Genomic DNA, 26,699 nt, shown 5'->3' on the forward strand with positions numbered 1-26,699 from the left:
AACGAGTCCTGAGCCTAGGGCTTTCGGCAGGGCTGGGCGTGCTCCCTTTAAAGGATGCTCTGGCCGGTCAGCGTCACGCAGAAGCTGTCGAGCATTTCCGCTTCGGCTGCCTCCAGCCGGCCGTCGGCGGCGATCACGCGCAGGCCGGCCTTGAGCAGGGCGGCGGTGGATTCGCGCTCGCCTGCCAGCAGGGTGTCGAGCGCACGCTCCACGCTCTCTGGGGTGGGGCGCAGGCGGGCGAGGTAGGCGGCGAGCCGCTCGCGCTCGGCGCCGGTGGGGTCGAGCCCAGAGGCCGCGCAGGCGCGTGTGCAGAAAAAGCGGATCTCGTCCGCCTCGGCCGCGCCCATGTCGCCGTCGGCCAGCGCCAGCGCCACCAGCAGCACCACGCCGGAGCGGTTGGCGATGGTGCGGATGCGGTCCCAGCGCGCATCGGCCGGCTCGGCATCGGGCAGGATGATGGCATCCTTGGGCCAGGTGAAGCCGAAGGTCTCGAAGAAGAAGCGGGAAAGCGGCTCGCGCGCGGTGCCGTCGAAGTCGGTCACGGCCTTGATGCGGTCCACCCGGAACGCGCGCGCCGCCTGCCGCTCGTGGCACTTGGCGAGCAGGATGGGCACCCCTTCCGGATTGCGCTGGATCGCCCACACCGAGATGCGGCGATGGCTGAGGTTGCCGGCGTGGTCCTCGTAGTCGATGGCGAAGGACTGTCCCTCGGCGGGGTCGTGGTCGGGCGCGTGCCCGGCGATGTCGTCGTGCGGGTCGTCGGCGGGCACCGCGATCTTCCCGGCGCCGGCGTAGAGCGGCGCCGGAAGGCCGGCCACGCGGCCAATGAAGAACGACTTGAGGGAGGTGATGGCGTTCATGCGGCGAGGATCCCAGCTCGCCTTCATTGGTAGCCCATGCCGAGGCGCGGACAAAGGGGGAACCGCAGGCGAAACGGCGCCTATTCCCTGCGCGGGCGCGAGGAGCTAAGTTCCCCCCTTTCCGCGCCGGCGCCCGCAGGGCCGCAGGGCGCGCACGAGAAACGTTCGGGAGTGAGCATGTCGGTCGCCGTGACGATGCAGGACCATGTGGCTTCGCAGGGCGCGGCGCCGCGCCGCAAGTGGACCCGCGAGGAGGCGCTCGCCCTCTACGGCGCGCCGTTCAACGATCTCCTGTTCCAGGCGCAGACGGTGCATCGCGCCAATTTCGATCCCAACGCGGTGCAGCTCAGCCGCCTGCTCTCCATCAAGACCGGCGGCTGCCCGGAGGATTGCGGCTATTGCAGCCAGTCGGCCCGGCACGAATCCGAGCTTTCCGCCTCCAAGCTGATGGAGGTGGAGCGGGTGCTCGCGGAGGCGAGGAAGGCCCGCGACGCCGGCGCCACGCGCTATTGCATGGGCGCCGCCTGGCGCAGCCCCAAGGAGCGCGACATGGGCTTCGTCATTGCCATGGTGGAGGGGGTGAAGGCCCTCGGCATGGAAAGCTGCATGACCCTGGGCATGCTCAGCCCCGATCAGGCCGGCCGGCTGAAGGCCGCGGGCCTCGACTACTACAACCACAACATCGACACCTCGGAAGCCCACTACGCCAGCGTCATCACCACCCGCACCTTCGCCGACCGGCTGGAGACGCTGGACAACGTGCGCGAGGCGGGCATCAAGGTGTGCTCGGGCGGCATCCTCGGCCTCGGCGAGAAGGCGGAGGACCGGGTGGACATGCTCGTCACCCTCGCCAACCTGCCCGAGCCGCCCGACAGCGTGCCCATCAACATGCTCATCGCCATCCCCGGCACGCCCATGGAGAACGCGCCGAAGGTGGACCCCATCGATTTCGTCCGCACCATTGCGCTCGCCCGCATCATGATGCCCGCCTCCCACGTGCGCCTTTCCGCCGGCCGCACCGAGATGAGCGACGAGATGCAGGCCATGTGCTTCTTCGCGGGCGCCAACTCCATCTTCGTGGGCGAGACGCTCCTCACCGCCGGCAATCCGGAGGAGGACAAGGACGCGGTGCTGTTCCAGCGCCTCGGCATCCACCCCATGGAGTTGAAGGTGGAAGTGGAGACCGTGGAGACCGAGGCCCCCTGCGCCTCCATGGCGGCGGCCGCCGCGGAATGAGCGAGCCGGGCCGCTCCGGCCTGCTGGAGCGCTATGCCGCGACCCTGCGCGGGCTGGAGCGCAAGGATCGCCTGCGCGCCCTCGCGCCCCGCGCCGGGCGCGACTTCGCCTCCAACGACTACCTGGGCCTCGCCGCCTCGGGCCTGCTCGCGGACGCCGTGCGCCGCGCGCTGGACGCCGGCACGAGCGTGGGCGCGGGCGGTTCGCGCCTGCTGCGCGGCAACACCGAGGAGCACGAGCGCCTGGAGGAGGAGGCCGCGCGCTTCTTCCATGCCGAGAGCACGCTGTTCTTCGGCGGTGGCTACGTGGCCAATTTCGCCGCCCTCACGACCCTGCCGCAGAAGGGCGACCTGCTGGTGATGGATGAGCTGGCGCACGCCAGCGCTCATGAGGGCGCGCGGGCGGGCCGGGCGCTCGCCGTCACCGCCCGCCACAACGATGTGGACGCCTTCGCGCAGGAGATCCGCCGTTTCCGCGCCACCGGCGGCACCGGGCGCGCCTGGATCGTGGTGGAGAGCCTCTACAGCATGGACGGCGACCAGGCCCCGCTCGCCGAGCTGATGGCGCTCGCCGACGAAACCGGGTCCTTCCTCTTCGTCGACGAGGCCCATGCCACCGGCGTCTACGGCGCGGATGGGCGCGGGCTCGCCGCGCCGTTCGAGGGGCGCGAGAACGTGCTGGTGCTGCACACCTGCGGCAAGGCGCTGGGCGGCTCGGGCGCGCTGCTCGCCGGGGCGCGGGTGCTGCGCGACTATCTGGTGAACCGGGGGCGGCCCTTCATATTCGCCACGGCGCCCTCGCCGCTGGTGGCGGTGGCGGCGCTGGAGGCGCTTGAGCTGCTGAAGCGCGAGCCCGAGCGGCGCGCGCGGCTCGCGGCCCTGGTGGCCCATGCGGGGCGGGAGCTGGCGCGCATCGGCGTGCCCGCGTCCGGCTCGCAGATCCAGCCGGTGGTGGTGGGCGACAACGGCCGCGCCATGGCGCTGGCGGCGGCGCTGCAGGCGCGCGGCTTCGATGTGCGCGGCGTGCGCCCGCCCACGGTGCCGGAGGGCACCGCGCGGCTGCGCGTGTCGCTGACGCTGAACGTGGACGAGGCGGACGTCACCGCATTGGTGGACGCGCTTGCCGAGGAGATGGGGAGCCGCGCGGCATGACGCGTCTCGTGGTCACCGGCACCGATACCGGCATCGGCAAGACGGTCTTCAGCGCCGGGCTCGCCGGCTTCCTGAACGCCCGCTACTGGAAGCCCGTGCAGTCGGGCCTGGAGGAAGAGACCGATTCGCAGGCCGCCCAGCGCCTCGGCGGCCTCGCGCCTGGCGACGTACTGGCGGAGGCCTACCGGCTGAACACGCCGGCCTCCCCGCACCTCGCCGCCGCCATCGACGGGGTGGTGATCGACCCGGCCCGCCTCGCCCCGCCGGCGGACGACCCCACCCGCCCGCTGGTGATCGAGGGCGCGGGCGGCCTGATGGTGCCGCTCACGGAGGATCTCCTCTTCATCGACGTGTTCGCGAGCTGGGGCCTGCCGGTGGTGCTGTGTGCGCGCTCCGGTCTCGGCACCCTCAACCACACCCTGCTCTCGCTGGAGGCGCTGCGCCGCCGCGCCGTTCCGGTGCTGGGGGTGGCGCTCATCGGCCCGCCCCACGCGGAGAACGCGCGCATGATCGCGCGGCTCGGCGCGGTGCGGGTGCTCGGCACCCTGCCGCCGCTCGCGCCGCTGGATGCGGGCGCGCTCGCCACCGCCTTCGCCGCCGGCTTCCGGCGCGCGGATTTTCTCGACGGACGGACCAACGCATGACCGGCCCCATCCCCTGCGGCTCGCCGATCTGGCATCCCTTCACCCAGCACGCGCTCCATCCGGTCATGACGGCCATCGCCCGCAGCGAGGGGGCCCACCTGTTCACGCCGGAGGGCGCGCGCATCCTCGATGCCATCTCCTCCTGGTGGGTGGTCACCCACGGCCACCGCCATCCCGCCATCGTGGAGGCTGTGAAGGCGCAGGCCGATACCCTCGACCAGATCATCTTCGCCGGCTTCACCCACGCCCCGGCCGAGGCGCTCGCCCGCGAGCTGGTGGCGCTGGCGCCCGAGGGGCTCTCGCGGGTGTTCTATTCCGACAGTGGCTCCACCAGCGTCGAGGTGGCGCTGAAGATGGCGCTCGGCTACTGGCGCAACCTGGGCATCGATCGCACCACCATCGTGGTGATGGAGCACAGCTACCACGGGGATACCATCGGCACCATGTCGGTGGGCGAGCGCGGGGTGTTCAACGCGGCCTATGCGCCGCTGCTGTTCGACGTGAAGCGCATTCCCTTCCCCCATGCGGGGCGGGAGGAGGAGACGCTGAAAGCGCTTTCGGCCGCCTGTGCCGAGGGGCCCGCCGCCTTCATCGTGGAGCCGCTGGTGCTCGGCGCCGGCGGCATGCTCATGTACGGCCCCGACGTGCTCGCCGCCATGAAGGACATCTGCGAGGCCCACGGCGTGCTCTTCATCGCCGACGAGGTGATGACCGGATGGGGCCGCACCGGCACCCTGTTCGCCTGCACCCAGGCTGGCATCAGCCCGGACATCATGTGCCTCTCGAAGGGGCTCACCGGCGGCCTCGTGCCGCTCGCCGCCACCATGTGCCGCGAGCCCATCTTCGAGGCCCATTATTCCATGGACCGCTCGCGCACCTTTTTCCATTCGTCCTCCTACACGGCCAATCCCATTGCCTGCGCGGCGGGGCTCGCCAATGTGGAAGTGTGGCGCAACGAGCCGGTGGCGAACCGGGTCGCCACCCTGGCGGTGCGGCAGAATGCGGCGCTCGCGCCCTTCCGGGAGGACCCGCGCTTCGAGAACGTGCGCCGCTGCGGCACCATCACCGCGCTCGACCTGAAGGTTGGCGATGCCGGATACCTGGCCCAGGCGGCGCCCCAGCTGATGGCCTTCTTCCTGGAACGCGGCGTGCTGCTGCGCCCGCTCGGCAACACCATCTATGTGATGCCGCCCTACTGCATTGGCGAGGAGGAGCTGGACGAGGTCTATGCCGCCATCGCCGCCGCGCCGGGCGTGCTGGCATGAGGGGCGCGCCCGCCAGCCGCATCGCCGGCCTCGGCCGCCATGCGCCCGAGCGGCGGGTGGAGAATGCCGAGCTGGAGGTGATGCTGGGCCTCGACGAGGGCTGGATCGAGCGGCGCACCGGCATCCGCGCCCGGCGCTATGCGGCGCCCGACGAGGCGCTGACCGACATCGCCCGACCGGCGGCGGAACAGGCGCTCGCGGCCGCGGGGGTGCCGCGCGCGGACGTGGGGCTGCTGCTGCTCGCCACTTCCACGCCGGATCACCTGCTGCCGCCCTCGGCGCCGCTGCTGGCGCACCGCCTCGGCCTCGTCCATGCGGGCGGGGTGGATCTTGCGGGGGCCTGCTCGGGCTTCCTCTATGCGCTCACCCTGGCGGACGGCTTCGTGCGCGCCCACGGCAAGCCGGTGCTGGTGGTGGCCGCGAACATCCTGAGCCGCCGCATCAACCCGGCGGACCGCGCCAGCGCGGTGCTGTTCGCCGATGCCGCGGGCGCGGCGCTGCTGGTGCCCTCCGCCCAGGCCGAGGCGGGCGTGGTGGGCGCCCACCTCATCGGAGACGGCGGCCTCTACGGGCTGATCCAGATCCCGGCCGGCGGCAGCCGCAGGCCCTACGGGCCGGACGTGCCCGCCGAGGACCTGCTGATGTCCATGCCCGACGGGCGCACCGTGTTCTCGCGGGCGGTGGAGATGATGACCGGCTGCGCCGGCCGCGCCATGGCCGAGGCGGGGTTGAGCGCCGAGGACATCACCCGCTTCGTGCCGCATCAGGCGAACATCCGCATTTTCGAGGCGGTGCGCAAGGCGCTGGCGCTGCCGCCGGAGAGCGTGGTCTCCACCATCGCGGAGTTCGGCAATTCCTCCGCCGCCACCATCCCCTTCTCCCTCGCCGCCGCCGCCGAGGCGCAGCCTCTCGTCTCCGGCGAACGGGTGCTGATGACGGCGGTGGGCGCTGGCCTCACTGCCGGAGCGGTGGTCTATACGGTCCCTTGATACCGCATGCCCGGTCTTCCAGTGGCGCCCGATGGGTGTGCGCCAGCGCCGCGTCGGCTTGACCGAGGGCCCATGAGCAGAGTTCGCAGGCCCTTGGCACGGCCCCGTGCCACGCATGAGGGGCAGGGCGGGAGCGGCCGGTCCGGCGCGTGCGCCCGCTGCCGCTCCCGCCCTCTCCGATTCCCGGTCTCTCCGTCCGCTCTCGCGGCCCGCATGCCCGGCGCAGCCCGGAGTGGTTTCGGGTGAAGCGGATGCCGGTGCGCGTAAAGAGAACGCATTCGATCAAAACCCAGGGCTTTGCCGCGAGCCTGTGCGAACGGAAAGCGTCCTAATCGGTGGCCTCGCGCAGATCGCGGCCGATCACCCAGCCGCTGGGCTTGCGGGCGTCCCACGGCGAAACGCGGCACCAGCGCACGCTCTTGCGGATGAGGCACCCTTCGTTGGCGAGCCGCGTGCCGTCCGGATAGCGCGCGAGGATGGCGGCATCGCGGGCGGGGGCGGTCCTGAGCGCCAGGGTCGCGCCCGGCCCGAGGCCGGAGACGCGCCAGGCGTCGGGCCCGCCCTTTAGCCCATCCGCAAAATCGGAGGCGAGGGCGGGGACCGCCACAAGTACGGCGGCAAGCGTGAGCAGGAGGAGGGGCGGGCGCATGGCGTGTCCTCAGTGCATGTTCAAGCGAAGCGGATGCCGGTTCGCGTGAAGACGATGCGTCGTCTCGATCGGCTGGAACGATATCCGCCTGTCGATGCGAGCGGACATCGCTTTTGCTCAGGGAGCTTCCGGCGCCAGCGCGATGGCGGCGATGAGGCGGCCGTAGTCGGCTTCCTTGCGGTGGGTCGCGCGGCGGAAGGAATAGAAGCGCGCCTCATCGGTGTAGGTGTCGAGCATCAGGTCTTCGATCATGGTGATGCCCGCCTCCTCCAGCCGCAGGCGGATGAAGCCCGGCAGGTCGAACAGCGCGTGGTGGGGCCGGTCGGCGGGCGCGAAAAAGCGGGCGTAGGCCCGGTCCTGCGCGAGGAGGCGCGTGACGAAATCCTCGCCCACCTCGTAGCTCGACTGGCGGATGAGCGGGCCGATGACGGCATGGATGTCGCCGCGCCGCGCGCCCTGCGTTTCCATCAGCGCCACCGTGGCGCCGATGACCCCGCCGACGGCGCCCTTCCAGCCCGAATGGGCCGCCGCCACTACCCGCGCCTTGGGATCGGCGAACAGCACCGGCCCGCAATCGGCGATGGAGACGGCGGCGCCGAGGCCGGGCGCGCGGGTGACGATGGCGTCCGCCTTGGGCGCCTCCTCGCGGGTCCAGGGGGCGGCGGCGAGCACCGCGTCGGGCGAATGCACCTGCCAGCAGGCGAGCAGGTTTTCGGGCGCGAGGCCGAGGGCGCCGGCCATGCGGGCGCGGTTCTCGCGCACCGCCTCGGGATCGTCACTGGAGCCCATGCCGCCGTTGAGGCTGGCGTAGAGGCCGGTGGAGACGCCGCCGGCGCGGGTGAAGAAGGCGTGGCGGATGCCGGGCAGGGCGGCGAGGGAGGGCGCCGCGATGGTCATCGGCGGCACGGCGGTGGAACCCGTGTCCATGGGCTGCGCTGTCATGGGTCGCGTCCTCGTGCTGTCCCGGTGGCGGGCGCGCCGGGGTGGTCGCGCGCGCGATTCTGTAGCGCCTTCTTCTTAATGGGAACCCCCGCATCGGCGGAGCGCGCGGGTGGCGCACGTCCGCCGCCATTGCGGCAAGGCACGGCGCCAAGGGGCCGCGCGCCGTTTCCGGCTTGATCTAAGCTATATCCATGTGAATATAATAATGGTGCCCGGATAGCGACGGCGGAACCTGCCTCTTGCGCTGCCCCGCCGCCCGGACGCGAGCGCGAGCCGTTCACTTCAGGAGAGGCGAGATGCGGAAACGGGCATTCCTGCTGGGGTTGGCGGCCCTTGGCGTCGCGGCCTTCGGGGCCGTGGCTCCTGGGCTGCGGGAGGCGCGGGCGGCGGAGCCCGTGCGGGTGGCCTATGCCGGCTCCATGGGCCTGGTGATGGACCGCGAGCTCGGGCCAGCCTTCACGCGGCAGACCGGTGCGCCCTTCCAGGGCATCGGCCAGGGCGCCTATGGCCTCGCCCGGCTCATCGCCGGCGGGCAGATCCAGGCGGACGTGTTCGTCTCCATCACGCCGGGGCCGGTGGAGATCCTGAGGAAGGCCGGGCTCGTGGACGGCGCGGTGCCGGTGGCGAGCACGGCCATGGTCATCGTCTACAACGCTTCCGGCCCCCACGCGGCCGCGTTCGAGGCGGCCAAAGAGGGCAAGATCCCCTGGTGGAAGGTGCTGGAGGAGCCGGGCGTGAAATTCGGCCGCACCGACCCCGCCACCGATCCGCAGGGCCAGAACATCATCTTCACCTTCCTGCTGGCCCAGCGCTACTACAACCAGCCGGACCTGATGCAGAAGGTGCTGGGCGGCGTCTACAACGACCAGCAGATCTTCGCCGAGGGCTCCGCCATGACCCGCCTCGAGGCGGGGCAGGTGGACGCAAGCTCCGGCTACGAGAGCGCGGCGGTCTCGGCCAAGCTGCCCTTCATCACCCTGCCCGACGAGATCAACCTCTCGAACCCGGCCCTGGCCGCCGCCTGGTATGACACCGTGAGCTTCGACCTGCCGGGCAAGGACGGCAAGGCGCAGGTGGCGAAGCCGCAGCCCATGGTGTTCTACGCCGCCGTGCTGAAGAACGCCCCCAACCCGGAGGGCGGCGCCGCCTTCCTCAAGTTCATGATGAGCCCCGAGGGGCAGAAGCTGTTCCACTCCTCCGGCTACGGCCCGCCGAAGGGCGACGGGATCTGAGCGCCGCGCCGGAACCCGCGGCCTTGCCCGCCTTCTCCGGAGCCGGCGTCTCCGGCTCCCGCCTTCTCGGCGCCGTCGCGGTGTTCGCCGCGCTGGTGCTGGCGGTGATGGTGGCGCCCTTCGCCACCCTCGCCACCGCCACCGACTGGTCGCGCTTCCAGCTCGCGGACGGGGACTGGGATGCCATCTCCGTCTCGCTCGGCTATGGCGGCGTCTCCATGGTCATCATCGTCGCGCTCGGCACCCCGCTCGCGTGGTGGCTGGCGCGCAGCCGCTTCCGGGGCAAGTGGGTGGCGGATGTGCTGCTGCTGCTGCCGCTGCTCTCGCCGCCGCTGGCGCTCGGTATCCTGCTCGCCTCCTTCTACGGGCCCTACGGGCCGGCGGGCGCGCTGCTGCAGCAGGCGGGGCTGGTGCTCACCAACAATCCGCCGGCCTTCATCCTCGCCACCTGCTACGGCGCCGGCCCCTATTTCGTCATCGCGGCCCGCGCGGCCTTCGAAGGGGTGCCGCACGAGCTGGAGGAGGTGGGGCTCACCCTTGGCCGCGGGCCGCTGGCGCTGCTGTGGCGGGTGACGCTGCCGCTGGCCGCGCCGGGGCTGCTGATGGCGCTCGCGGTGGCCTGGGTGCGGGCGGTGGGGGAGTTCGGCATCGTGCTGGTGGTGGCCTACTTTCCGCAGGGCATGCCGGTGAAGCTGTGGGTGAACCTTCAGGATCTCGGCCTCCAGGCGGTCTATCCGCTGCTCTGGGCCTTCTTCCTGCTGGCGATGCCGGTGCCGCTCCTCATGCGCGCCTTCACCCGGCGCTGGGACGGCGCGCCATGAGCGGCCTTACTGGCGGTCTCACCGGGGGCACCACGGACATCAGCACCGTGGATATCGGCGCCGTGAACATTACTTGCCGGCTGGTGCATCCGGTCCGCCTCGATGCCGCCTTCTCGGCGCGCGGCCTCACGGTGCTGCTCGGCCGCTCGGGCGAGGGCAAGACCACCCTGCTGCGGGCGCTGGCGGGGCTCCTGCCGGCCGAGGGCACCCCCTTCGACGGTCTGCCGCCGCAGGCGCGCCCCATTGGCTACGTGCCGCAGGGCCTGTGCCTGTTCCCGCACCTTTCCGTCTGGCAGAACGTGGCCTTCTCGCTCGACGGCGCGGGGCGGCGGGAGAAGGCGGTGGCGCTGCTGGAGCGCTTCGGCCTCGCGCACCTTGCCGAGCGCCGGCCGCGCCAGCTTTCCGGCGGGCAGCAGCAGCGGGTGGCGCTGGCCCGCGCGCTGGCGCGGGCGCCGAGCCTGCTGCTGCTGGACGAGCCCACCTCCGCGCTCGACCCCGTGACCCGCGACGAGGTGGTGGCCGAGCTGATCGCCATCAGCCGCGACGGGCGCCTGGCGGTGCTCGCCTCCACCCACGACCGGCAGATGGCGCTGGCGGCGGACCATCTCGTCATCCTCGCGCGCGGGCGGGTGGTGCAGCAGGGCCGGCCCGAGGACCTCATGGCCCGCCCCGCCGATGCCGAGGTGGCGGGCCTGCTCGGCCTGCGGCCCAAGCCGCCCTTAGTGTGAGACCGTCAGGGTGATCTTGCCGATATGGGCGCTCGCATCCATGCGGGCGTGGGCGGCGGCGGCGTCAGCCAGGGGGAAGGCGAGGTCCATCACCGGGCGCAGTGTGCCGGCCGTCACCAGCGGCCACACCTTCTCCACCACCTCGGCGGCCAGCGCCGCCTTCTCCGCGAGCGGGCGCGAGCGCAGGGTGGAGCCGGTGTGGGTAAGGCGCTTCAGCATCAGGCGCATGAAGTCCACCTCCGCCTTTGAGCCCTTCTGGAAGGCGATCTGCACGATGCGCCCGTCCACGGCGGCGGCCTCGTAATTCTTCTGGATGTAGGGGCCGCCGATGATGTCGAGGATCACGTTCGCGCCCTTGCCGCCGGTGGCGCTCTTCACTTCGGGCACGAAGTCCTTCTCGGCGTAGTTCACCGCCGCGTCGGCGCCGAGCTTGAGGCAGGCGGCGCATTTCTCGTCCGAGCCGGCGGTGACGATGACGCGCGCGCCGAACGCCTTGGCGAGCTGGATGGCGGTGGTGCCGATGCCGCTCGCCCCGCCGTGCACCAGCAGCCACTCGCCGGCCTTGAGCCCGCCGCGCTGGAACACGTTGCTCCATACGGTGAAGACCGTTTCCGGCAGCGCCGCCGCCTCGCTCATGGAGAGGCCGGCGGGCACGGGCAGGGCGGTGGCCTCCGGCGCCGGGCAGTATTGGGCGTAGCCGCCGCCGGAGACGAGCGCGCAGATGCGCTCGCCGATGGCGAACCGGCTCGCGCCCGCGCCGAGCGCCACCACCGTGCCCGCGATCTCCAGGCCGGGAATGTCGGAAGCGCCGGGCGGCGGCGGGTAGAGGCCCTTGCGCTGCATCACGTCCGGGCGGTTCACGCCGGCGGCCTCCACCTTCACCAGCACCTCGCCGGGGGCGGGGGTGGGGGTGGGGCGCTGCTCGGGCGCCAGCACCTGCGGGCCGCCGGGGGCGGTGATGGCGATGGCGGTCATGGTGGCGGGCACGGCCGGCTCTGTCATGGCGGGGCTCCCAAAGGCTCAGGTGGCGCTTTGTAGAGCATCCCCCCGTTTCACGGAATCGGGGAGATGCCCTGGATCTTCGGTTTGGCGGGTCTTCCTCGCGTGAAGCGTCATCCCTTTCGCTCGAAGGCACTCCGGCTCCGCATGGCGCGGGGCCTTCATGGCGCGCCACCGGGCGGCTACCATGGCGGCGAACGGCGAGAGGAGGATGCGATGGACCCCACCGACGACGAGCGGCCAGCCCGGCCGGCGGACCCGCTGCTGGTGGCCGATGTCTCGCGCCTGTCGGTGGACGAGATCCGCGCCCGCATCGCCGCCCTGAAGGCGGAGATCGCTCGGCTCGAAGGCGCCCTCGCGCAGAAGGAAGCCTCCCGCGCCGCCGCCGACGCTGCCTTCAAGTTCTGACGCGCCCGGCAAGCCGGGCCTTTACGTTCTGTTAACCCTGCTGCGCGTTCGCAGCGGCATGGGTCCGCGCGCCCGGCGGCCTCCGATTCCGCCGCCGGCCCATGAGCCCGCGCCGCGCGGGGCTTTCGCGGCGCCCGCTGCCCCGCCCGCGCATGCCCGGTTTCCCCAGAGGCGGGGCAGTTCCCGGCCTTTACCTTTTGGCCGCGCCGTCGTTTTGTGGCGCCGCGCGCGATGGGCGCGGGCGGCCGTGGCGGAGCATGGGCGGAACCTTGGGACGGGACGCGGAAATGGGGGCGCAGGCCTTGGAGCCGGTGTTCGCGGGGGGAATGGCGCTGCTGACGCAGGCCCGCGCGCGGCTGGACGACGATGCCGTGGCCCAGGGCCTCGACGGCGCCGCCCGCTCCGGCCTTTCCGTGCTGCTGCTCGATCTCGCCACCGCCCTGATGCTGCTGCGCGCCGCCGCCGAGGGCGACATGGACCCGGCCGCCGCCGGCGATGAGGCGGACCGGCTGGATCTTCCCGGCCAGGTGGCGCGGGCGCTGACGCCGGCGCTGCGCTGCGCGCGCGCGCCCGCCTTGCAGGTCGTTCTGCTCCAGGTTTCCGCCCTCGCCGCGCAGGTGCTGGCGCTGCTCGACGCGCTGGCGGAGCAGTCCACGCAGCTTGCGCCGGACCTGGAGGACGCCGGACCGTGGCTCGCGCCCGACGCCCTTGCATCCCTGGTCGTGATGCCGGGGGCTGCGGAAACGGAAAAGCCGCGGCAGCGTCTGGCCGGACGCCCGCGGCTTCGTCTCGTCTCCTCGCGGGAACTGCCCTGAGGGGTGGCCCGGCGGGAGGGGTGGCCCCGCCGCTCACGCCTGCGTGAGGGAGGCTGCGGCGCGTGCGCGCAGCTCTCCCCGAGGCAGGTGCGGGGCCGGGCCTCAGCCCTTGAGCAGCGCGCCGAACTTGTTCTTGAAGCGCGACACACGGCCGCCGCGGTCCATGAGCTGCTGGGTGCCGCCCGTCCAGGCCGGGTGCGTGCGCGGATCGATGTCGAGCTGGAGGGTGTCCCCCTCCTTGCCGTAGGTCGACCGGGTCGTGTACTCGGTGCCGTCCGTCATGACCACCTTGATGAAGTGGTAGTCGGGATGGATGTCGCTCTTCATTGTCTCAATCCTTTTGGCCTCGCCGGGCTCACGGGACGATCCCGTAAATCCCCGACGCGCTCAAATTCGTTTCCTGCCGGAAGTGGCGGGTCTATAGCCGAGAGCAACCTTTGACACAAGCCGACCTTGCCCCCGAAGCCGCCCCGGACCGCGCGCCGGAGGGCGAAAAGCGCCGCGGACGGCGCGCGCTCGCCCCGCTGCGGGGGCTGCTGCCCCATCTCGCGCGCTATCGCGGCCGGCTCGGCGCCGCGCTCGCGGCCATCCTGGTGGCGGCGCTCGCCACCCTGGCACTGCCGCTCGCCGTGCGGCGCATGATCGATTTCGGCTTCGCCGCCGATCAGGCGGGCATGGTGGACCGCTATTTCGAGCTGCTGGTGGCGGTGGTGGCGGTGCTCGCCGCCGCCTCGGCCGCCCGCTACTATCTGGTGACCACGCTGGGCGAGCGGGTGGTCTCGGACCTGCGCAAGGCGGTGTTCGCCCGCCTGGTGACGCTGGATGGCGCCTTCTACGATGCCGCCCGCTCGGGTGAGCTCACCTCGCGGCTCACGGCGGATACCACTCAGATCAAGGCGGCGGTGGGCGCCTCGGCCTCCACCGCGCTGCGCAACCTCGTGCTGTGCCTCGGCTCCATCGCGATGATGGTGGTGACGAGCCCGCACCTTTCCGGGCTGGTGCTGGTGGCCATTCCGGTCATCGTGCTGCCGCTGGTGGCCTCGGGGCGGCGCGTGCGCCTGCGGGCGCGGACGGCGCAGGATACGCTGGCCGATGCCTCCGCCTTCGCCGCCGAGGCGCTCGGGGCCATGCGCTCGCTCCAGGCCGCCACCGCCGAGGGCGCGGCCCTCTCGCGCTTCGGCGGGGATGTGGAGCGCGCCTTCGAGGCGGCGCGGGACGCGAGCCGCGCGCGCGCCCTGCTCACCGCAGTCGCCATCTTCCTGGTGTTCGCCTCCATCGTGACGGTGCTGTGGGCGGGGGCGCAATCGGTGCTCGCGGGCACCATGAGCCCGGGCACCCTGGGCCAGTTCGTGCTTTATGCGGTGCTCGCCGCCTCCTCCCTTGGCAATCTCTCGGAGACCTGGGGCGAGGCCTCGGCCGCCGCCGGGGCCGCAGGGCGCATCGCCGAGCTGCTGAAGGCGGAGCCACAGGTGAAGGCGCCCGCGCGCCCCGCTGCCTTGCCCCAGCGCATCGCCGGGGCCATCCGCTTCGACGAGGTGAGCTTCGCCTATCCGAGCCGGCCCGATTCGGCCGCGCTGCATGCCGTCTCGTTCGAGATCCGCCCCGGCGAGCGGGTGGCGCTGGTGGGCCCCTCGGGCGCCGGCAAGAGCACCGTGTTCCAGCTTCTGGAGCGCTTCTACGACCCGCAGGCCGGGCGCATCAGCCTCGACGGCATCGACATCCATGGCTGCGATCCGGTGGCGGTGCGGCGCCAGATGGCGCTGGTGCCCCAGGATGTGGCCATCTTCGCCGACACCGTGCGCGGCAACATCCGCCTCGGCCGCCCCGAGGCCACCGACGCCGAGGTGGAGGCCGCCGGCCGCGCGGCGCTGGTGGACGAGTTCGTCTCGCGCCTGCCTAAGGGGTGGGAGACCGAGGTGGGCGAGCGTGGCGTCACCCTGTCCGGCGGGCAGCGCCAGCGCATCGTCATTGCCCGCGCCATCCTGCGCGCGGCGCCCGTGCTGCTGCTCGACGAGGCCACCAGCGCCCTCGACGCCGAGAGCGAGACCCTGGTGCAGACCGCCCTGGAGCGCTCCATGGAGGGGCGCACCACCCTCGTCATCGCCCACCGGCTGTCCACCGTCCTCTCCGCCGACCGCATCCTGGTGATGGAGGCCGGGCGCATCGTGGACGAGGGCAGCCATGCGGAGCTGGTGGCGAAGGGTGGGCTCTATGCCCGCCTCGCCGCGCTGCAGTTCGGCGCGGCGGGGTGAGGCAAAGGCCGGCGGGGTCGGCATGCGGCCCCGGCCCGCGCGGAATGCCTTAGGGCATTTTCAAGCGAAGCGGATACCGGCTTCGCGAGAAGAAAATGAGTTGCTCCGAGAATCTGGAGTGATTTCCGCGCGGCGATGCGAGCGGAAAACGCCCAAGCTTCGCCGGAAGAGCGGGCCGGGGCAGTTGCAGGCCTCAGCCCGGCCGCCACTCCATGCGGAAGGTGCGACGGCCCGACATGGGGTTCTCTCCCTCGCCGGTGACGACGAGGCCGATCTTCTCATAGAAGCGCACCGCGCGCGGGTTCTCCTGGTTCACGTCCAGCGCCACCAGGGCGGGGGAGAGGCGCCGCGCCTCGTCCATCAGAGCCTCGGCGGCGCCCTGGCCCCAGAAGGCGGGGGAAACGGCGATCTGGTCGAGGTAGCCGGTGCCCGGATGGATCACCACGAAACCGGCGACCGCACCCTCATGCTCCGCCACGCGGGTGAAGGCGCCGCCAGCGGCGAGCGTGTCCAGATGCCCTGAGAGCCAGGGGCGGCGGGCCTCGAAATCGATTTCCGGCAGGGTGCGCGCCCAGCTTTCCACCCACAGGTCGGCCATGGCGGGGCGGTCGGCCGGGGTCGCGGGGCGCAGGATGTAGGGCAGAGGCATGGCGCGGGTCCGTGGCGGGAAGCGGTCGGCGCCGTCGCCGGGCGAATCGGCACCATGACGATGAAACGCCGGCAGGCCGCTCCTCCGCAAGCGATGCGCGCGGCGGCGCCGGATGGGGGAAGGGGAGGCGGCGCGCCGTGCGTGGAAAAGGGGCCCGCCGCCGCACGGGTCCGGCACACTCAGGTATGCCTGAATCTCTCGCGGATGCGGTTTTCCAGCTCGTCGCGCACCGCGCGGTAGGCGTCGAGGCGCTGCTCGCGGTTGCCGCCCTCGCGGGTGGGGTCGGGGGTGGGCCAGTATTCCACGTCGAGGGCGTTGGTGCGGGTCAGCTCCAGCGCGCGGTGGTGGGCGCCGGGGGAGAGCGAGATGGCGAGATCGAAGCCGAGGCCCTCGTATTCCTCCAGCTCCTCCAGGGTCTTGGGCCGGTGCTTGTGGACGTCGAGGCCGATCTCGTCCATCACCGCGATGACGAACGGGTCCGGCTCCCCGGCGATGACGCCGGCCGAGCCCACATAGATGGACTTGCCATAGAGATGGCGCAGCAGCGCCGCGGCCATCACCGATCGCACCACGTTCTGCCCGCAGATGAACAGAACCGATTGCGGCCGCGCCGACCGCGAGCGGGCTACGTCGGGGTCCGCCACCGAGGGCATGGCGATCAGCCCTTCCAGTGCAGCGCGCAGATGAGGGTGAAGAGGCGCCGGGCGGTGTCGAAGTCCACGTCGATCTTGCCCTTCAGGCGCTCCTGCAGCAGCTCGGAGCCCTCGTTGTGGGCGCCGCGGCGGCCCATGTCGATGGCTTCGATCTGGCTGGGGGAGGCGGTGCGGATGGCCGCGAAATAGCTCTCGCAGATGAGGAAATAGTCCTTCACCACCTTGCGGAAGGGGGTGAGGGAGAGATGGTGCTGCACCACCTGGTCTTCATTCTCGCGCTTGATGTCGAGCACGAGCCGGTTGTCCATGAGCGAGATGTGGAGCTTGTAGGGCCCCTCGCCGGGATCGCCGCACGGGTGGAACGTGTTGTCGTCGATCAGGTCCCAGATGGCGGTGGCGCGCTCGTGCTCGATCTCCGCCCCGGCATGGCCGATGGAGGAGGGATCGAGCGTGACACCGGACAGGCGCGACGGGGATTTCTCGCTCATGCCGTCATCGCCCTCCCCCGGCGTTGGTGCGGATGGACACGGAACGCCCATGCGCCTGCAGGCGCTCCACCTCGGCGAGGCGCACGGCGGCGGTGCCCACCTTCTCCAGCGCCTCGGCGTCGAGCTTCAGGATGGAGGTGCGCTTCATGAAATCGAGCACCGAGAGGCCCGAGGAGAAGCGCGCCGAGCGGGCGGTGGGCAGCACGTGATTGGTGCCGCCCACATAATCGCCGATGGCCTCCGGCGTGTAGGCGCCGATGAAGATGGCCCCCGCGTGGCGAATGCGCGCCGCCAGCCGGTCGGCGTCGGCAGCCTGGATCTCCAAATGCTCGGGGGCGACGCGGTCCACCAGGGCGGGCGCCTCGTCGAGGTCGCGCACCTTGATGACGGCGCCGTGGTCGCGCCAGGAGGCGCGGGCGATCTCGGCGCGGGGCAGCGTCTCCAGCATGCCCTCCACCGCCGCCGTCACGCGCTGGGCGAGGTCTTCCGAATCGGTGACGAGGATGGACTGGGCGGCGGTGTCGTGCTCGGCCTGGGCGAGCAGGTCGGCGGCGATCCAGTCGGCATTGGCGTCGGCGTCGGCGATCACCAGCACCTCGGAGGGGCCGGCCACCATGTCGATGCCCACCTTGCCGAACACCTGCCGCTTGGCCTGCGCCACATAGGCGTTGCCGGGGCCGACGATCTTGTCCACGGGGGCGATGGTGTCCGTGCCGAAGGCGAGGGCCGCCACCGCCTGGGCGCCGCCCACGCGATAGACCTCGTGCACGCCGGCGAGGCGCGCCGCGGCCAGCACCAGGGGCGCGATCTGCCCGTCGGGCGCCGGCACCACCATCACGATGCGTGGCACGCCCGCCACCTGGGCCGGCACCGCGTTCATGAGCACGGAGGAAGGATAGGCCGCGGTGCCGCCGGGCACGTAGAGGCCGACCGCGTCCACGCTGGTCCAGCGGTGGCCGAGGGTGACGCCGGCGGCGTCGGTGTAGGTCTCGTCGGTGGGGCGCTGGCGGGCATGGTGCGCCTCGATGCGCGCCTTGGCGAATTCCAGGGCTTCGCGGGTCTCAGCCGGGATGGAGGCGAGCGCGGCGTCGATCTCCGCATCGGTGACGCGGATGCCGAGGGCTTTAAGGTCCACCCGGTCGAAGGTGCGCGAGAAATCGATGAGCGCCTCGTCGCCGCGCGCGCGCACGTCGGCGATGATGGCGGACACCTGGTCCTGCACATCCACGGACGCCTCGCGCTTGGAGCCGAGGAAAGTGGCGAAGCGCGCCGCGAAATCGGGCTGTTCGGTATCGAGACGGATAGGCATGGATGCCTTGCTAGATCAGGACGGCGGCGGAGGGAAGCCCCGCCGTGGCGGGGCACCGCAGGGAAGGGGGAAAGATCAGGCCGCGTCGGGGCCGGCGGCTCCGGCGGGGGAGGCGTGGCGCGGGGCATGGGCGCAGCCCCAGGCGGGGCCGAGATCCTTCAGGCCGGCCTCGATGCACTCCACCTCCAGCCGCACCTCGGCGCCTCCGGAGAAGGTGAGCAGCACGTAGCCGGAAGGGGCATCGGTGGGAATGAATGTGACCGCCAGCAGGTTGAGCACGCCGTCCTGCTGGGCGAGGTCGAGGCCGCGGCACTTGGCGTCGCGCACCCGCTCGAAGTGCAGGCCGGCACGCCGGCGCACCTTTTCGTTGGCGTGGGCCTGCTGGTCCCAGTCGAAGCGGTTGAGCAGCAGGGCGAAGCGCTGCACGCGCGGCAGGAAGCCCATGTCCGCCACCTTCACCACCGCATCCTGCAGATGGGCGGAGACGACGGCGAGGTCCTCCTCGTCGAGGGCGATGAGCTTGAGATCGGTCATGGCGGGCGCCTTCCTGGCTCTAGCCTTCTCGTTCGTGCGCCGTTTCCCGGCACCCACGACATAGAGAGCGGCAGGCGCGTTTTCAATGTCGCCGGCGCGCATGGCTCGGCCGCGCCCCGCTCACGCGCGGGCCGCTCAGGCCGCGCTCGGGCTTGCCGCCATGGCGCCGGCCTCTTGCGGCGGCAGGGGACGGGCAAAATGGTAGCCCTGGCCCAGGGTGCAGCCGTGGGTGCGCAGCCACTCGGCCTCCTCGGGGCTTTCCACCCCCTCCGCCACCGTGGCGGGGCCGAGGGCCCCGGCGAGCCCCAGCATGGAGGAGACGATCTTGCGGCAGTGCGCATCCTCCAGCAGCCGGCAGGTGAAGGAGCGGTCGATCTTGATCTTGTCGAGGGGCAGCTCCTGCAGGTGGCGCAGGCTGGAGAAGCCGGTGCCGAAATCATCCAGGGACATGCGCATGCCGGCCTCCCGCAGCGCCGACATGGTGCGCCGCGCGGTCTCGAAGTCCTGGAGGAGGGCGGTCTCGGTGATCTCGAGCTCGATGCGGCGGGGCGGCACCCCCATGCGCGAGAGCAGGTTCAGGATGGCGGCGGGCAGGTCGCGGTCCAGCAATTGCGGCGGGGAGAGGTTCACAGCGACGGTGATGCCGGCGGGCCAGTCGCGGGAATCGGTGCAGGCCCGCTCCAGCATCGCCGTCAGCAGCCGGCCGGCGAGGCCTGCGTCCTCTACAACCGGGATGAATTCCGGCGCGCCGAGCAGGCCGCGGGTGGGGTGGCGCCAGCGCGCCAGGGCCTCGAACCCGTGCGGACGGCCGTCGCCGAGGTCCACCAGCGGCTGGTAGAGGGCCACGATCTCCCCGCGCTCCATGCCCGCGCGCAGCTCGGCCTCGGTGTCGAGCCGGGCGCGGCGGTGGGCATCGAGGGTGCCGTCGTAGAGGGAATAGCGGTTCTTGCCGTTGCCCTTGGCCTGGGCGAGGGCGGTTTCCGCCCGGCGCAGCAGGCCGCTCTGCTCGTCGCCGTCGCGCGGATACTTGGCGATGCCGATGGAGACGGAAACCGTCACCGGCCCGCCCGGCGCCGCGATCGGCTCGCGCGCCGCCTTCAGGATGCGCTCTGCGCGGCGGAACAGGGCCTCCGTGCCCTCGTTCTCCAGGGGGTAGAGCAGGATGAATTCGTCGGCGCCGAGCCGCGCCAGCGCATCCCGTCCGCGCAGCCGGGCGGAAAGACGCTTGGCGAGGGCGATGAGCACGGCGTCGCCGGCGGCATAGCCGTGGGCGTCGTTCACCTGCTGGAACGCGTCCACGTCGATGATGAGCACCGCCAGCCGCGTCTGGGTCGCGCGCGCACGGGCCAGGGCCGACGAGAACTCTTCCAGGAACAGGGCGCGGTTGGCGATGCCGGTCAGGCCGTCATAGCGGGAGGCGGCCTGGGCGAGCGCCTCGGCGCGCCGGCGCTGGGAGATCTCCGCCTGTAGCTGGTGCTCGTGCACCACCAGCGCGGCAATGGCCGCCAGGGCCGCGGTGACGATGAGGGCGAACACGTCGCCCAGGTGCCAGCTGGCATAGGCGGCCGAGAGGCGATAGGCGTAGTCGAGCGCGTGAAGGTATCTGAGGCCGAAAAACAGGACGACCGCGCACAGCCCGATGACAGCGTAGGCCTTCCAATATCCCCGCTTCAGATCGGGCGGCGCATCTCGCGACGACATCTTTTCGCTCTGCCTCCGACTTCCGCTCTACCCTGCTGGGAATCATAGCAGTCCGGAGAAGGCTGAACAGACGACGAGCGTCTTATCCGGAAACCTGTGCAGAGTGCGCGCCGCCGGCGATGCGGTGGCGGACGCCGCGCGCATGATCGGTCCGCGAGGCGCCCGGCGGGCCCTCAGCCGGTGATGCGCTCGATCTGCGCGCCGCAGCGCGAGAGCTTGGCTTCCAGCTTCTCGAAGCCGCGGTCCAGGTGGTAGACGCGCTGCACCAGCGTCTCGCCTTCGGCCGCGAGGCCGGCGATGACGAGCGAGACGGAGGCGCGCAGGTCGGTGGCCATCACCGGCGCGCCGGTGAGGCGCTCGGCGCCCTCGATGGTGGCGGTGTCGCCGTCGAGCTGGATGCGGGCGCCGAGCCGCGCCAGCTCCTGCACATGCATGAAGCGGTTCTCGAAGATGGTCTCGGTGATGCGCGAGCGGCCCTTCGCCTTGGTCATCAGGGCCATGAGCTGGGCCTGAAGATCGGTGGGGAAGCCGGGGTAGGGGGCGGTGCTCACCTCCACCGGCAGGATGCCGGCGCCGTTGCGGCGCACGCGCAGCCCCTCGTTGGTGACGTCGATCTCGGCGCCCGCCGCGCGCAGCACGTCGAGCGCGTTCTCGAGCAGATCGGCCCGCGCGCCGGCCAGCAGCACGTCGCCGCCCACCATGGCGGTGGCCATGGCGTAGGTGCCGGTCTCGATGCGGTCCGGCAGCACCGCGTGGCGCGCCCCCCGCAGGCGCGACGCGCCCTGCACGTGGATGGTGGCGGTGCCGGCGCCGGAGATGCGCGCGCCCATCTTCACCAGGCAGTCCGCGAGGTCGGTCACCTCCGGCTCGCGGGCAGCGTTCTCGATGACGGTCTCGCCCTCGGCGAGGGCGGCGGCCATGAGCGCCGTGTGGGTGGCGCCCACGGAGACCTTGGGGAACACGATGCGGCCGCCCTTCAGCCCCTTCGGGGCGCGGGCCAGCACGTAGCCGCCGTCGATCTCCAGGTCGGCCCCCAAGGCCTTCAGCGCGTCGAGGTGGAAATCCACCGGCCGGGTGCCGATGGCGCAGCCGCCCGGCAGCGACACCTTCGCGACGCCCATGCGGGCGACCAGCGGCCCCAGCACCCAGAACGAGGCGCGCATGCGCGAGACGAGATCGTAGGGCGCGGTGGTGTCGACGATCACGCGGGCGTCGATCTCCAGCGTCTGGCCGGCATCGGGGTCGTCGCCGTTGCGCTTGCCGTTGGTGGTGATGTCCACCCCGTGGTTGCCCAGGATGCGCTGGAGCAGTGCCACGTCCGCGAGGCGCGGCACATTCTCCAGGATCAGCTTCTCCTCGGTGAGGAGGCTCGCGATCATCAGCGGGAGGGCCGCGTTCTTGGCGCCGGAGATCGGAATGGTGCCCTGGAGCGCGTTGCCGCCGACGATGCGAATCTTGTCCATGCTGGTCCTGTTCCCCGGCGCCGTGCGGCCCGCGCCCGGCCCGCCTGCGGCACTTTCAAAAGCCTAGATCTAGCGTGCCTTCCCGCCCGGCACAATCGCTGCCGCGCCCGGCTCGCTCGCGATACCACTTTCGCGTGCAGGCGCGCCGTCGGGGCCGGGCGCGTCGGCGCCCTCGGCCTCCGCGTCGCGGCGGGCGCGGGTCTGGGCCTTGCGGCGCGCGAGGTTGGCCTTGAGCGCGGCGGCGAGGCGAGCGGTCTTTTCCGGCGGAAGCGACATGCGGGCGAGTTAGCCGCCCCTTGCGGCGGATGCAAGGCAGGCCAGTACGCGATGGGGGGAAGGCCGCCTTCGAGCGGTTCCAGATGTTCCGTGCTCGCCCGCGGCGCGGTGTCATTTGCCGCGCGCTGTGCCATAGTCCCCGGCCGAGGAGACATGCGGGGCACACGCCCGGGAGCCAGCATGACGCGCGCCGTCGAGCCTTACCTGAAACTGTCCTCGCCGCGCATCTTCCTGGTGCGCATGGTGGTGTTCCTGGCGCTGTGCGCGGCCCTGGCGGCGGTGCTGCACCGGCAGATCGCCGCCGCCTTCCTCAACAATCCCGGCCTCAACGGCGTCATCTTCGGGGTGCTGGCGGTGGGCATCATCCTCGCCATCCGGCAGGTGGCGCGGCTGTTCCCCGAGGTGGACTGGGTGAATTCCTTCCGCCTCGCCGATCCCGGGCTGGAAGTGTCGCGCACGCCCACCCTGCTCGCGCCCATGGCGGCGCTGCTGCGCGACCGGGTGGGGCGCATGACCATCACCCAGACCACCATGCGCTCCATCCTCGATTCCATCGGCACACGGCTGGATGAAAGCCGCGACATGGCGCGCTACCTCACCGGCCTCCTGGTGTTCCTGGGCCTGCTCGGCACCTTCTGGGGCCTTCTGGAGACCGTCTCCTCCATCGGCCGGGTCATCAGCTCGCTGCAGGTGGGGCCGGATTCGGGCTCGGTATTCGAGGACATGAAGAGCGGGCTGGCGGCGCCGCTGGGCGGCATGGGCATCGCTTTTTCGTCCTCCCTGTTCGGCCTTGCCGGCTCGCTGGTGCTGGGCTTCCTCGACCTGCAGGCCGGGCAGGCGCAGAACCGCTTCTATATCGACCTGGAGGACTGGCTCTCCACCACCGTGCGCGACCTCGACACCGCGCCGGGCGCGCCGGAGCGGGCCGGCGGCGCTTATGTCGCTTTGCCGGCGCCGCGCATCGAGGCCGACGAGCTCGTCGCCGCCATCGACCGGCTGGAGAACACCATGTCGGAGGCGGGCTCCCAGCGGGTCACCGCCGCCATGTCCCACCTCGCCGAGAGCCTGCAGGGGCTGGTGACGCACCTGCGCTCCGAGCAGGCGCTCATCCGCCAGCTGCTCGACACCCAGGGCCGCCAGCAGGAGAGCCTGCGCCACCTGGTGGAGCGGCTGGAGAAGACCGGCCCCGGCCCCGAGCGGAGGTGAGCCATGGCCCTCGGCCGGCGCGGGCGCGACCGCCATATCGACTACTGGCCCGGCTTCGTCGACGCCCTCTCGACGCTGCTGCTGGTGTTCATCTTCCTCCTGTCCGTGTTCATGCTCACCCAGTTCTTCCTGACCCAGGAGATGACGGGCAAGGACAACGTGCTCCAGCGCCTCCAGGCGCAGATCCGCCAGCTCACGGAACTGCTCTCCCTGGAGCGCGCCACCGGCCAGAACACCGAGACCGAGCTTTCCGCCATGCGCGCCTCCCTGGAGGCGACGCGGGCCGAGCGCGACAGCCTGCGCGGCCAGCTTTCCGCCGTGCCCGCCGCACCCGATGGCAGCCGCGAGCAATCGCTCTCGCGTGACCTCGATGCGCAGAAGGATGTCGCCGCCCGCGCCCTCTCGCAGATCGACCTGCTCAACCAGCAGATCGCCGCTTTGCGCCGGCAGATGGCGGCGCTGGAAGAGGCGCTGAACGCCTCCGAGCAGAAGGACAAGGAGAGCCAGTCCCGGATCGCCGATCTCGGCCGGCGGCTGAACGTGGCGCTCGCCCAGAGGGTGCAGGAGCTGACCCGCTTCCGCTCCGAGTTCTTCGGCCGGCTCAAGGAGATATTGGGCAACCGGCCGGACATCCGGGTGGTGGGCGACCGCTTCGTGTTCCAGTCCGAGGTGTTTTTCGATCCCGGCTCCGCCACCCTGAAGCCCGAGGCCCAGGCCGAGCTGGACAAGCTCGCCTCCGCCATCCTGGACCTGGAGAAGGAGATCCCCGCGGACCTCGACTGGGCCCTGCGCATCGACGGCCACACCGACAACCGGCCTATCGCCACCTCGCAGTTTCCCTCCAACTGGGAGCTTTCGGCGGCGCGCGCCATCGCCGTGGTGCAGTATCTGGTGGGTAAGGGGGTGAGCCCGCAGCACCTCATCGCCGCCGGCTTCGGCGAGTTCCAGCCCATCGACACCGGCAGTACCGACGAAGCCCGCGCCCGCAACCGCCGCATCGAGCTGAAGCTGACGGACAGGTAAGGGGCGGGGACACCCGGCCCTGGAGCGAGTGGGGTCGGCGGCCTTTCAAGGCGGGCGGATTGTTGGGGATGACGGCGGCTTGCGATCTCGCGCCGCGGCGTCGGCAAGCCGGCGGACAAGGCATCGGCGCACAAAAAAGGCGGCCACGGGGGCCGCCTTTTTCTTGTCCGTTATCCGGAATGGCCGGGCTCAGTTATCCAGGAACGAGCGCAGCTTGCGCGAGCGGCTGGGGTGCTTGAGCTTGCGCAGGGCCTTGGCCTCGATCTGGCGGATGCGCTCGCGCGTCACCGAGAACTGCTGGCCCACTTCCTCGAGGGTGTGGTCCGTGTTCATGCCGATGCCGAAGCGCATGCGCAGCACGCGTTCCTCACGTGGGGTGAGGGAGGCGAGCACGCGGGTGGTGGTCTCGCGCAGGTTGGACTGGATGGCGGCGTCGATGGGCAGCACCGCGTTCTTGTCCTCGATGAAGTCGCCCAGGTGCGAATCTTCCTCGTCGCCGATGGGCGTTTCGAGGGAGATGGGCTCCTTGGCGATCTTCAGCACCTTGCGCACTTTTTCCAGCGGCATGCCGAGCTTTTCGGCCAGCTCTTCCGGGGTCGGCTCGCGGCCGATCTCATGGAGCATCTGGCGGGAGGTGCGGACGATCTTGTTGATCGTCTCGATCATGTGCACGGGAATGCGGATGGTGCGGGCCTGGTCCGCGATGGAGCGGGTGATGGCTTGCCGGATCCACCACGTGGCATAGGTGGAGAACTTGTAGCCGCGCCGGTACTCGAACTTGTCCACGGCCTTCATCAGGCCGATGTTGCCCTCCTGGATGAGATCCAGGAACTGAAGGCCGCGGTTCGTGTACTTCTTGGCGATGGAGATGACGAGGCGCAGGTTGGCCTCCACCATTTCCTTTTTCGCCTGCCGGGCTTCCTTCTCGCCCTTCTGCACCATCTGCACGATCTTGCGGAACTCCGCGATCTCCAGCCCCGTCTCGGTGGCCAGAGCGTGGATGTCGCCGCGCAGGTCCTTGATGCCGTCCTTCTCGTGGGCGACAAAGCCCTTCCAGCCGCGGGAGCCGAGCTTGGAGACGCGCAGCACCCACTTGGGGTCGAGCTCAGACCCCAGGTAGTTCTTCAGGAAGTCGTCGCGGGAGACGCCATAGCTTTCGGCCAGGCGCAGCAGCCGGCCCTCAAGCGAGACGAGCCGCTTGTTGATCTCGTAGAGATGCTCCACCAGCGCGTCGATGCGGGCCTGGTTGAGCGACAGGCTCTTCACGTCGAGAACAAGGTCTTCCTTGAGCTTCTTGGCCTTGCGCTCCTGCGCCGGCGAGAGGCTCTCGTTCTTGAGCTTCGATTCGACGTTCTGGTCCTGGAGGCGCCGCAGCTTCACATAGGAGCCGGCGATGCGGTCGAAGGTTTCCAGCACCTTCGGCTTGATCTCCGCCTCCATGGCGGCGAGCGACATGGAGTTTTCCATGTCGTCCTCGTCCCCCTCCGGAATGGGGGGCTCGCCCAGGATGCCGTCTTCCCCCGCCTCGGGGGCAAGGGCCGCTTCCTCGCCCAAGGCGGCGGGCGGGTTCTTGCCCTCGGGGCCGGCATAGGTGGCCTCAAGGTCGATGATGTCCCGCAGCAGGACCTTGCCTTCCACCAGCTCGTCGCGCCAGATGATGATGGCCTGGAAGGTGAGGGGGCTCTCGCACAGGCCGGCGATCATGGCCTCGCGGCCGGCCTCGATGCGCTTGGCGATGGCGATTTCGCCCTCGCGCGAGAGCAGCTCCACGGAGCCCATCTCGCGAAGGTACATCCTTACCGGATCGTCGGTGCGCTCGGCCGGCTCGGACTTGGCCTCGGAGCGGGCCAGGGCGCGCGGCGCCGGCTCGGCGAGCTCGCCGCCCTCGGCCTCCTCTGGCTCCTCGGCGGCTTCGCCCTCCTCGCCATTCTCCTCGGCCTCGGCCTCCTCGGCCTCGATCACGTTGATGCCCATGTCGTTGAGCATCGCCAGGGTGTCCTCGATCTGCTCGGAGGTGACTTCCTCGGAAGGCATCACCTCGTTGAGCTGCTCGTAGGTCACGTAGCCCCGGCGCTTGGCGTTCTTGATCATCTTCCGGACGGCCGCGTCCGAGAGGTCGAGCAACGGCCCGTCGGGGGCGTCGGTCTCCTTCTCGGGCGCGTCGGTCGTCTCGGCAGATTGCTTCGCCATGGACATCTCCTGATGATCTCGCCGATCTTCAACGGCGAAACGGCGACGCGGCCCTCCGGCCCCGCCGCCTGTCGTACTCGGCTCCGGTCGCGTCCCTTTTGGACGCGTCCCCGTTAAGCCCGCCTGAACGGGCGGCCCATTCCGGCGGGGCGGTATTCCGCGCTGCCTGAGGCAGCGGGGCCGACCCTCCGCGCCCGGGCGGCTGCACCTGACGCG

General features: G+C 71.1%; 27 protein-coding genes. 13 read left to right on the forward strand and 14 right to left on the reverse strand.

Translation table 11 applies throughout. The features are described from left to right. Positions 1–47: 47 nt before the first annotated feature. Positions 48–860, reverse strand: a complete 813-nt coding sequence (locus V5F61_RS07980) for a WYL domain-containing protein (protein ID WP_393989895.1) — start codon at positions 858–860, stop codon at positions 48–50. 195 nt (positions 861–1,055) lie between these two features. On the opposite strand from V5F61_RS07980, the gene bioB reads away from it, so the two are divergent. The 5 genes from bioB to V5F61_RS08005 are packed head-to-tail and all read left to right on the forward strand — an operon-like array spanning position 1,056 to position 6,145. Then, positions 1,056–2,096 carry a biotin synthase BioB gene (bioB, locus tag V5F61_RS07985; protein ID WP_393989974.1) on the forward strand — a complete coding sequence of 347 codons (1,041 nt, stop codon included), beginning with the start codon at positions 1,056–1,058 and terminating at the stop codon, positions 2,094–2,096. Beyond that, positions 2,093–3,247, forward strand: coding sequence for an 8-amino-7-oxononanoate synthase (locus V5F61_RS07990; protein ID WP_393989896.1), 1,155 nt, complete (start codon positions 2,093–2,095; stop codon positions 3,245–3,247). The genes bioB and V5F61_RS07990 overlap by 4 nt, the downstream gene beginning before the upstream one ends. After that, positions 3,244–3,891: a dethiobiotin synthase gene (gene bioD / locus V5F61_RS07995; RefSeq protein ID WP_393989897.1), complete on the forward strand. Its 648-nt coding sequence runs from the start codon at positions 3,244–3,246 to the stop codon at positions 3,889–3,891. The genes V5F61_RS07990 and bioD overlap by 4 nt, the downstream gene beginning before the upstream one ends. Further along, positions 3,888–5,156 carry an adenosylmethionine--8-amino-7-oxononanoate transaminase gene (locus V5F61_RS08000; protein WP_393989898.1) on the forward strand — a complete coding sequence of 423 codons (1,269 nt, stop codon included), beginning with the start codon at positions 3,888–3,890 and terminating at the stop codon, positions 5,154–5,156. The genes bioD and V5F61_RS08000 overlap by 4 nt, the downstream gene beginning before the upstream one ends. Further along, positions 5,153–6,145, forward strand: a complete 993-nt coding sequence (locus tag V5F61_RS08005) for a beta-ketoacyl-ACP synthase III (RefSeq protein ID WP_393989899.1) — start codon at positions 5,153–5,155, stop codon at positions 6,143–6,145. The genes V5F61_RS08000 and V5F61_RS08005 overlap by 4 nt, the downstream gene beginning before the upstream one ends. Before the next feature lie 328 nt (positions 6,146–6,473). Here the strand turns inward: V5F61_RS08005 and V5F61_RS08010 are convergent, their stop codons facing one another. Continuing rightward, positions 6,474–6,794 (reverse strand): SH3 domain-containing protein, encoded by a 321-nt coding sequence (locus tag V5F61_RS08010; protein WP_393989900.1) that lies wholly within the window; start codon positions 6,792–6,794, stop codon positions 6,474–6,476. A 117-nt stretch (positions 6,795–6,911) separates the two neighbouring features. Further along, entirely contained in the window at positions 6,912–7,691 is a 780-nt protein-coding gene (gene pgeF / locus V5F61_RS08015) for a peptidoglycan editing factor PgeF (protein ID WP_393989975.1), read from the reverse strand. Positions 7,692–8,032: 341 nt separating this feature from the next. On the opposite strand from pgeF, the gene V5F61_RS08020 reads away from it, so the two are divergent. The 3 genes from V5F61_RS08020 to V5F61_RS08030 are packed head-to-tail and all read left to right on the forward strand — an operon-like array spanning position 8,033 to position 10,517. Next, on the forward strand, positions 8,033–8,968 hold the full coding sequence (locus V5F61_RS08020; RefSeq protein ID WP_393989901.1) for an extracellular solute-binding protein: 936 nt from the start codon (positions 8,033–8,035) through the stop codon (positions 8,966–8,968). A 23-nt stretch (positions 8,969–8,991) separates the two neighbouring features. Then, positions 8,992–9,789, forward strand: a complete 798-nt coding sequence (locus V5F61_RS08025) for a molybdate ABC transporter permease subunit (RefSeq protein WP_393989902.1) — start codon at positions 8,992–8,994, stop codon at positions 9,787–9,789. Next, a complete protein-coding gene (locus V5F61_RS08030) occupies positions 9,786–10,517 on the forward strand; it encodes an ABC transporter ATP-binding protein (RefSeq protein ID WP_393989903.1) in 732 nt (243 codons plus the stop codon). The genes V5F61_RS08025 and V5F61_RS08030 overlap by 4 nt, the downstream gene beginning before the upstream one ends. On the opposite strand, the gene V5F61_RS08035 is transcribed toward V5F61_RS08030, so the two are convergent. Beyond that, entirely contained in the window at positions 10,509–11,519 is a 1,011-nt protein-coding gene (locus V5F61_RS08035; protein WP_393989904.1) for an NAD(P)H-quinone oxidoreductase, read from the reverse strand. The genes V5F61_RS08030 and V5F61_RS08035 overlap by 9 nt on opposite strands. Before the next feature lie 213 nt (positions 11,520–11,732). Here V5F61_RS08035 and V5F61_RS08040 point away from each other — a divergent pair, with 213 nt between their 5' ends. Together V5F61_RS08040 and V5F61_RS08045 are read left to right on the forward strand one after the other, a co-directional pair. Next, entirely contained in the window at positions 11,733–11,924 is a 192-nt protein-coding gene (locus tag V5F61_RS08040; RefSeq protein ID WP_393989905.1) for a DUF1192 domain-containing protein, read from the forward strand. A 287-nt stretch (positions 11,925–12,211) separates the two neighbouring features. Continuing rightward, on the forward strand, positions 12,212–12,739 hold the full coding sequence (locus V5F61_RS08045) for a hypothetical protein (RefSeq protein ID WP_393989906.1): 528 nt from the start codon (positions 12,212–12,214) through the stop codon (positions 12,737–12,739). A gap of 102 nt (positions 12,740–12,841) precedes the next feature. Here the strand turns inward: V5F61_RS08045 and rpmE are convergent, their stop codons facing one another. Then, complete coding sequence (rpmE, locus tag V5F61_RS08050; protein WP_393989907.1) at positions 12,842–13,066, reverse strand: 50S ribosomal protein L31; 225 nt, start codon at positions 13,064–13,066, stop codon at positions 12,842–12,844. Between the two features lie 110 nt (positions 13,067–13,176). On the opposite strand from rpmE, the gene V5F61_RS08055 reads away from it, so the two are divergent. Further along, a complete protein-coding gene (locus V5F61_RS08055; RefSeq protein ID WP_393989908.1) occupies positions 13,177–14,991 on the forward strand; it encodes an ABC transporter transmembrane domain-containing protein in 1,815 nt (604 codons plus the stop codon). A 193-nt stretch (positions 14,992–15,184) separates the two neighbouring features. Here V5F61_RS08055 and V5F61_RS08060 read toward each other — a convergent pair whose 3' ends face one another. From V5F61_RS08060 to V5F61_RS08095, 8 genes are all read right to left on the reverse strand, one after another. Further along, on the reverse strand, positions 15,185–15,640 hold the full coding sequence (locus V5F61_RS08060) for a GNAT family N-acetyltransferase (protein WP_393989909.1): 456 nt from the start codon (positions 15,638–15,640) through the stop codon (positions 15,185–15,187). Between the two features lie 179 nt (positions 15,641–15,819). Continuing rightward, entirely contained in the window at positions 15,820–16,293 is a 474-nt protein-coding gene (locus V5F61_RS08065) for an arsenate-mycothiol transferase ArsC (RefSeq protein ID WP_393989910.1), read from the reverse strand. A 5-nt stretch (positions 16,294–16,298) separates the two neighbouring features. Beyond that, positions 16,299–16,781, reverse strand: a complete 483-nt coding sequence (locus V5F61_RS08070) for a UPF0262 family protein (protein ID WP_393989911.1) — start codon at positions 16,779–16,781, stop codon at positions 16,299–16,301. A 4-nt stretch (positions 16,782–16,785) separates the two neighbouring features. After that, positions 16,786–18,090, reverse strand: a complete 1,305-nt coding sequence (gene hisD, locus V5F61_RS08075) for a histidinol dehydrogenase (RefSeq protein ID WP_393989912.1) — start codon at positions 18,088–18,090, stop codon at positions 16,786–16,788. A 75-nt stretch (positions 18,091–18,165) separates the two neighbouring features. Then, positions 18,166–18,624: a DUF2948 family protein gene (locus V5F61_RS08080; RefSeq protein WP_393989913.1), complete on the reverse strand. Its 459-nt coding sequence runs from the start codon at positions 18,622–18,624 to the stop codon at positions 18,166–18,168. A 135-nt stretch (positions 18,625–18,759) separates the two neighbouring features. After that, positions 18,760–20,325 carry a putative bifunctional diguanylate cyclase/phosphodiesterase gene (locus V5F61_RS08085; RefSeq protein WP_393989914.1) on the reverse strand — a complete coding sequence of 522 codons (1,566 nt, stop codon included), beginning with the start codon at positions 20,323–20,325 and terminating at the stop codon, positions 18,760–18,762. A gap of 173 nt (positions 20,326–20,498) precedes the next feature. Beyond that, positions 20,499–21,788 (reverse strand): UDP-N-acetylglucosamine 1-carboxyvinyltransferase, encoded by a 1,290-nt coding sequence (murA, locus tag V5F61_RS08090; RefSeq protein ID WP_393989915.1) that lies wholly within the window; start codon positions 21,786–21,788, stop codon positions 20,499–20,501. 69 nt (positions 21,789–21,857) lie between these two features. Then, positions 21,858–22,064 carry a hypothetical protein gene (locus tag V5F61_RS08095; RefSeq protein WP_393989916.1) on the reverse strand — a complete coding sequence of 69 codons (207 nt, stop codon included), beginning with the start codon at positions 22,062–22,064 and terminating at the stop codon, positions 21,858–21,860. A 180-nt stretch (positions 22,065–22,244) separates the two neighbouring features. Between V5F61_RS08095 and V5F61_RS08100 the strand changes: the two genes are divergently transcribed. Continuing rightward, the gene (locus tag V5F61_RS08100; RefSeq protein ID WP_393989917.1) at positions 22,245–23,270 is read left to right on the forward strand and encodes a flagellar motor protein MotA; all 1,026 of its coding nucleotides are present in this window, start codon (positions 22,245–22,247) and stop codon (positions 23,268–23,270) included. 3 nt (positions 23,271–23,273) lie between these two features. Beyond that, positions 23,274–24,293 (forward strand): peptidoglycan -binding protein, encoded by a 1,020-nt coding sequence (locus tag V5F61_RS08105; protein ID WP_393989918.1) that lies wholly within the window; start codon positions 23,274–23,276, stop codon positions 24,291–24,293. A gap of 189 nt (positions 24,294–24,482) precedes the next feature. Here V5F61_RS08105 and rpoD read toward each other — a convergent pair whose 3' ends face one another. Then, positions 24,483–26,483, reverse strand: coding sequence for an RNA polymerase sigma factor RpoD (rpoD, locus tag V5F61_RS08110; RefSeq protein ID WP_393989919.1), 2,001 nt, complete (start codon positions 26,481–26,483; stop codon positions 24,483–24,485). Between the last annotated feature and the right edge of the window lie 216 nt (positions 26,484–26,699).

It is taken from the genome of Xanthobacter sediminis, assembly GCF_043195015.1.
Taxonomy (GTDB): domain Bacteria; phylum Pseudomonadota; class Alphaproteobacteria; order Rhizobiales; family Xanthobacteraceae; genus Xanthobacter.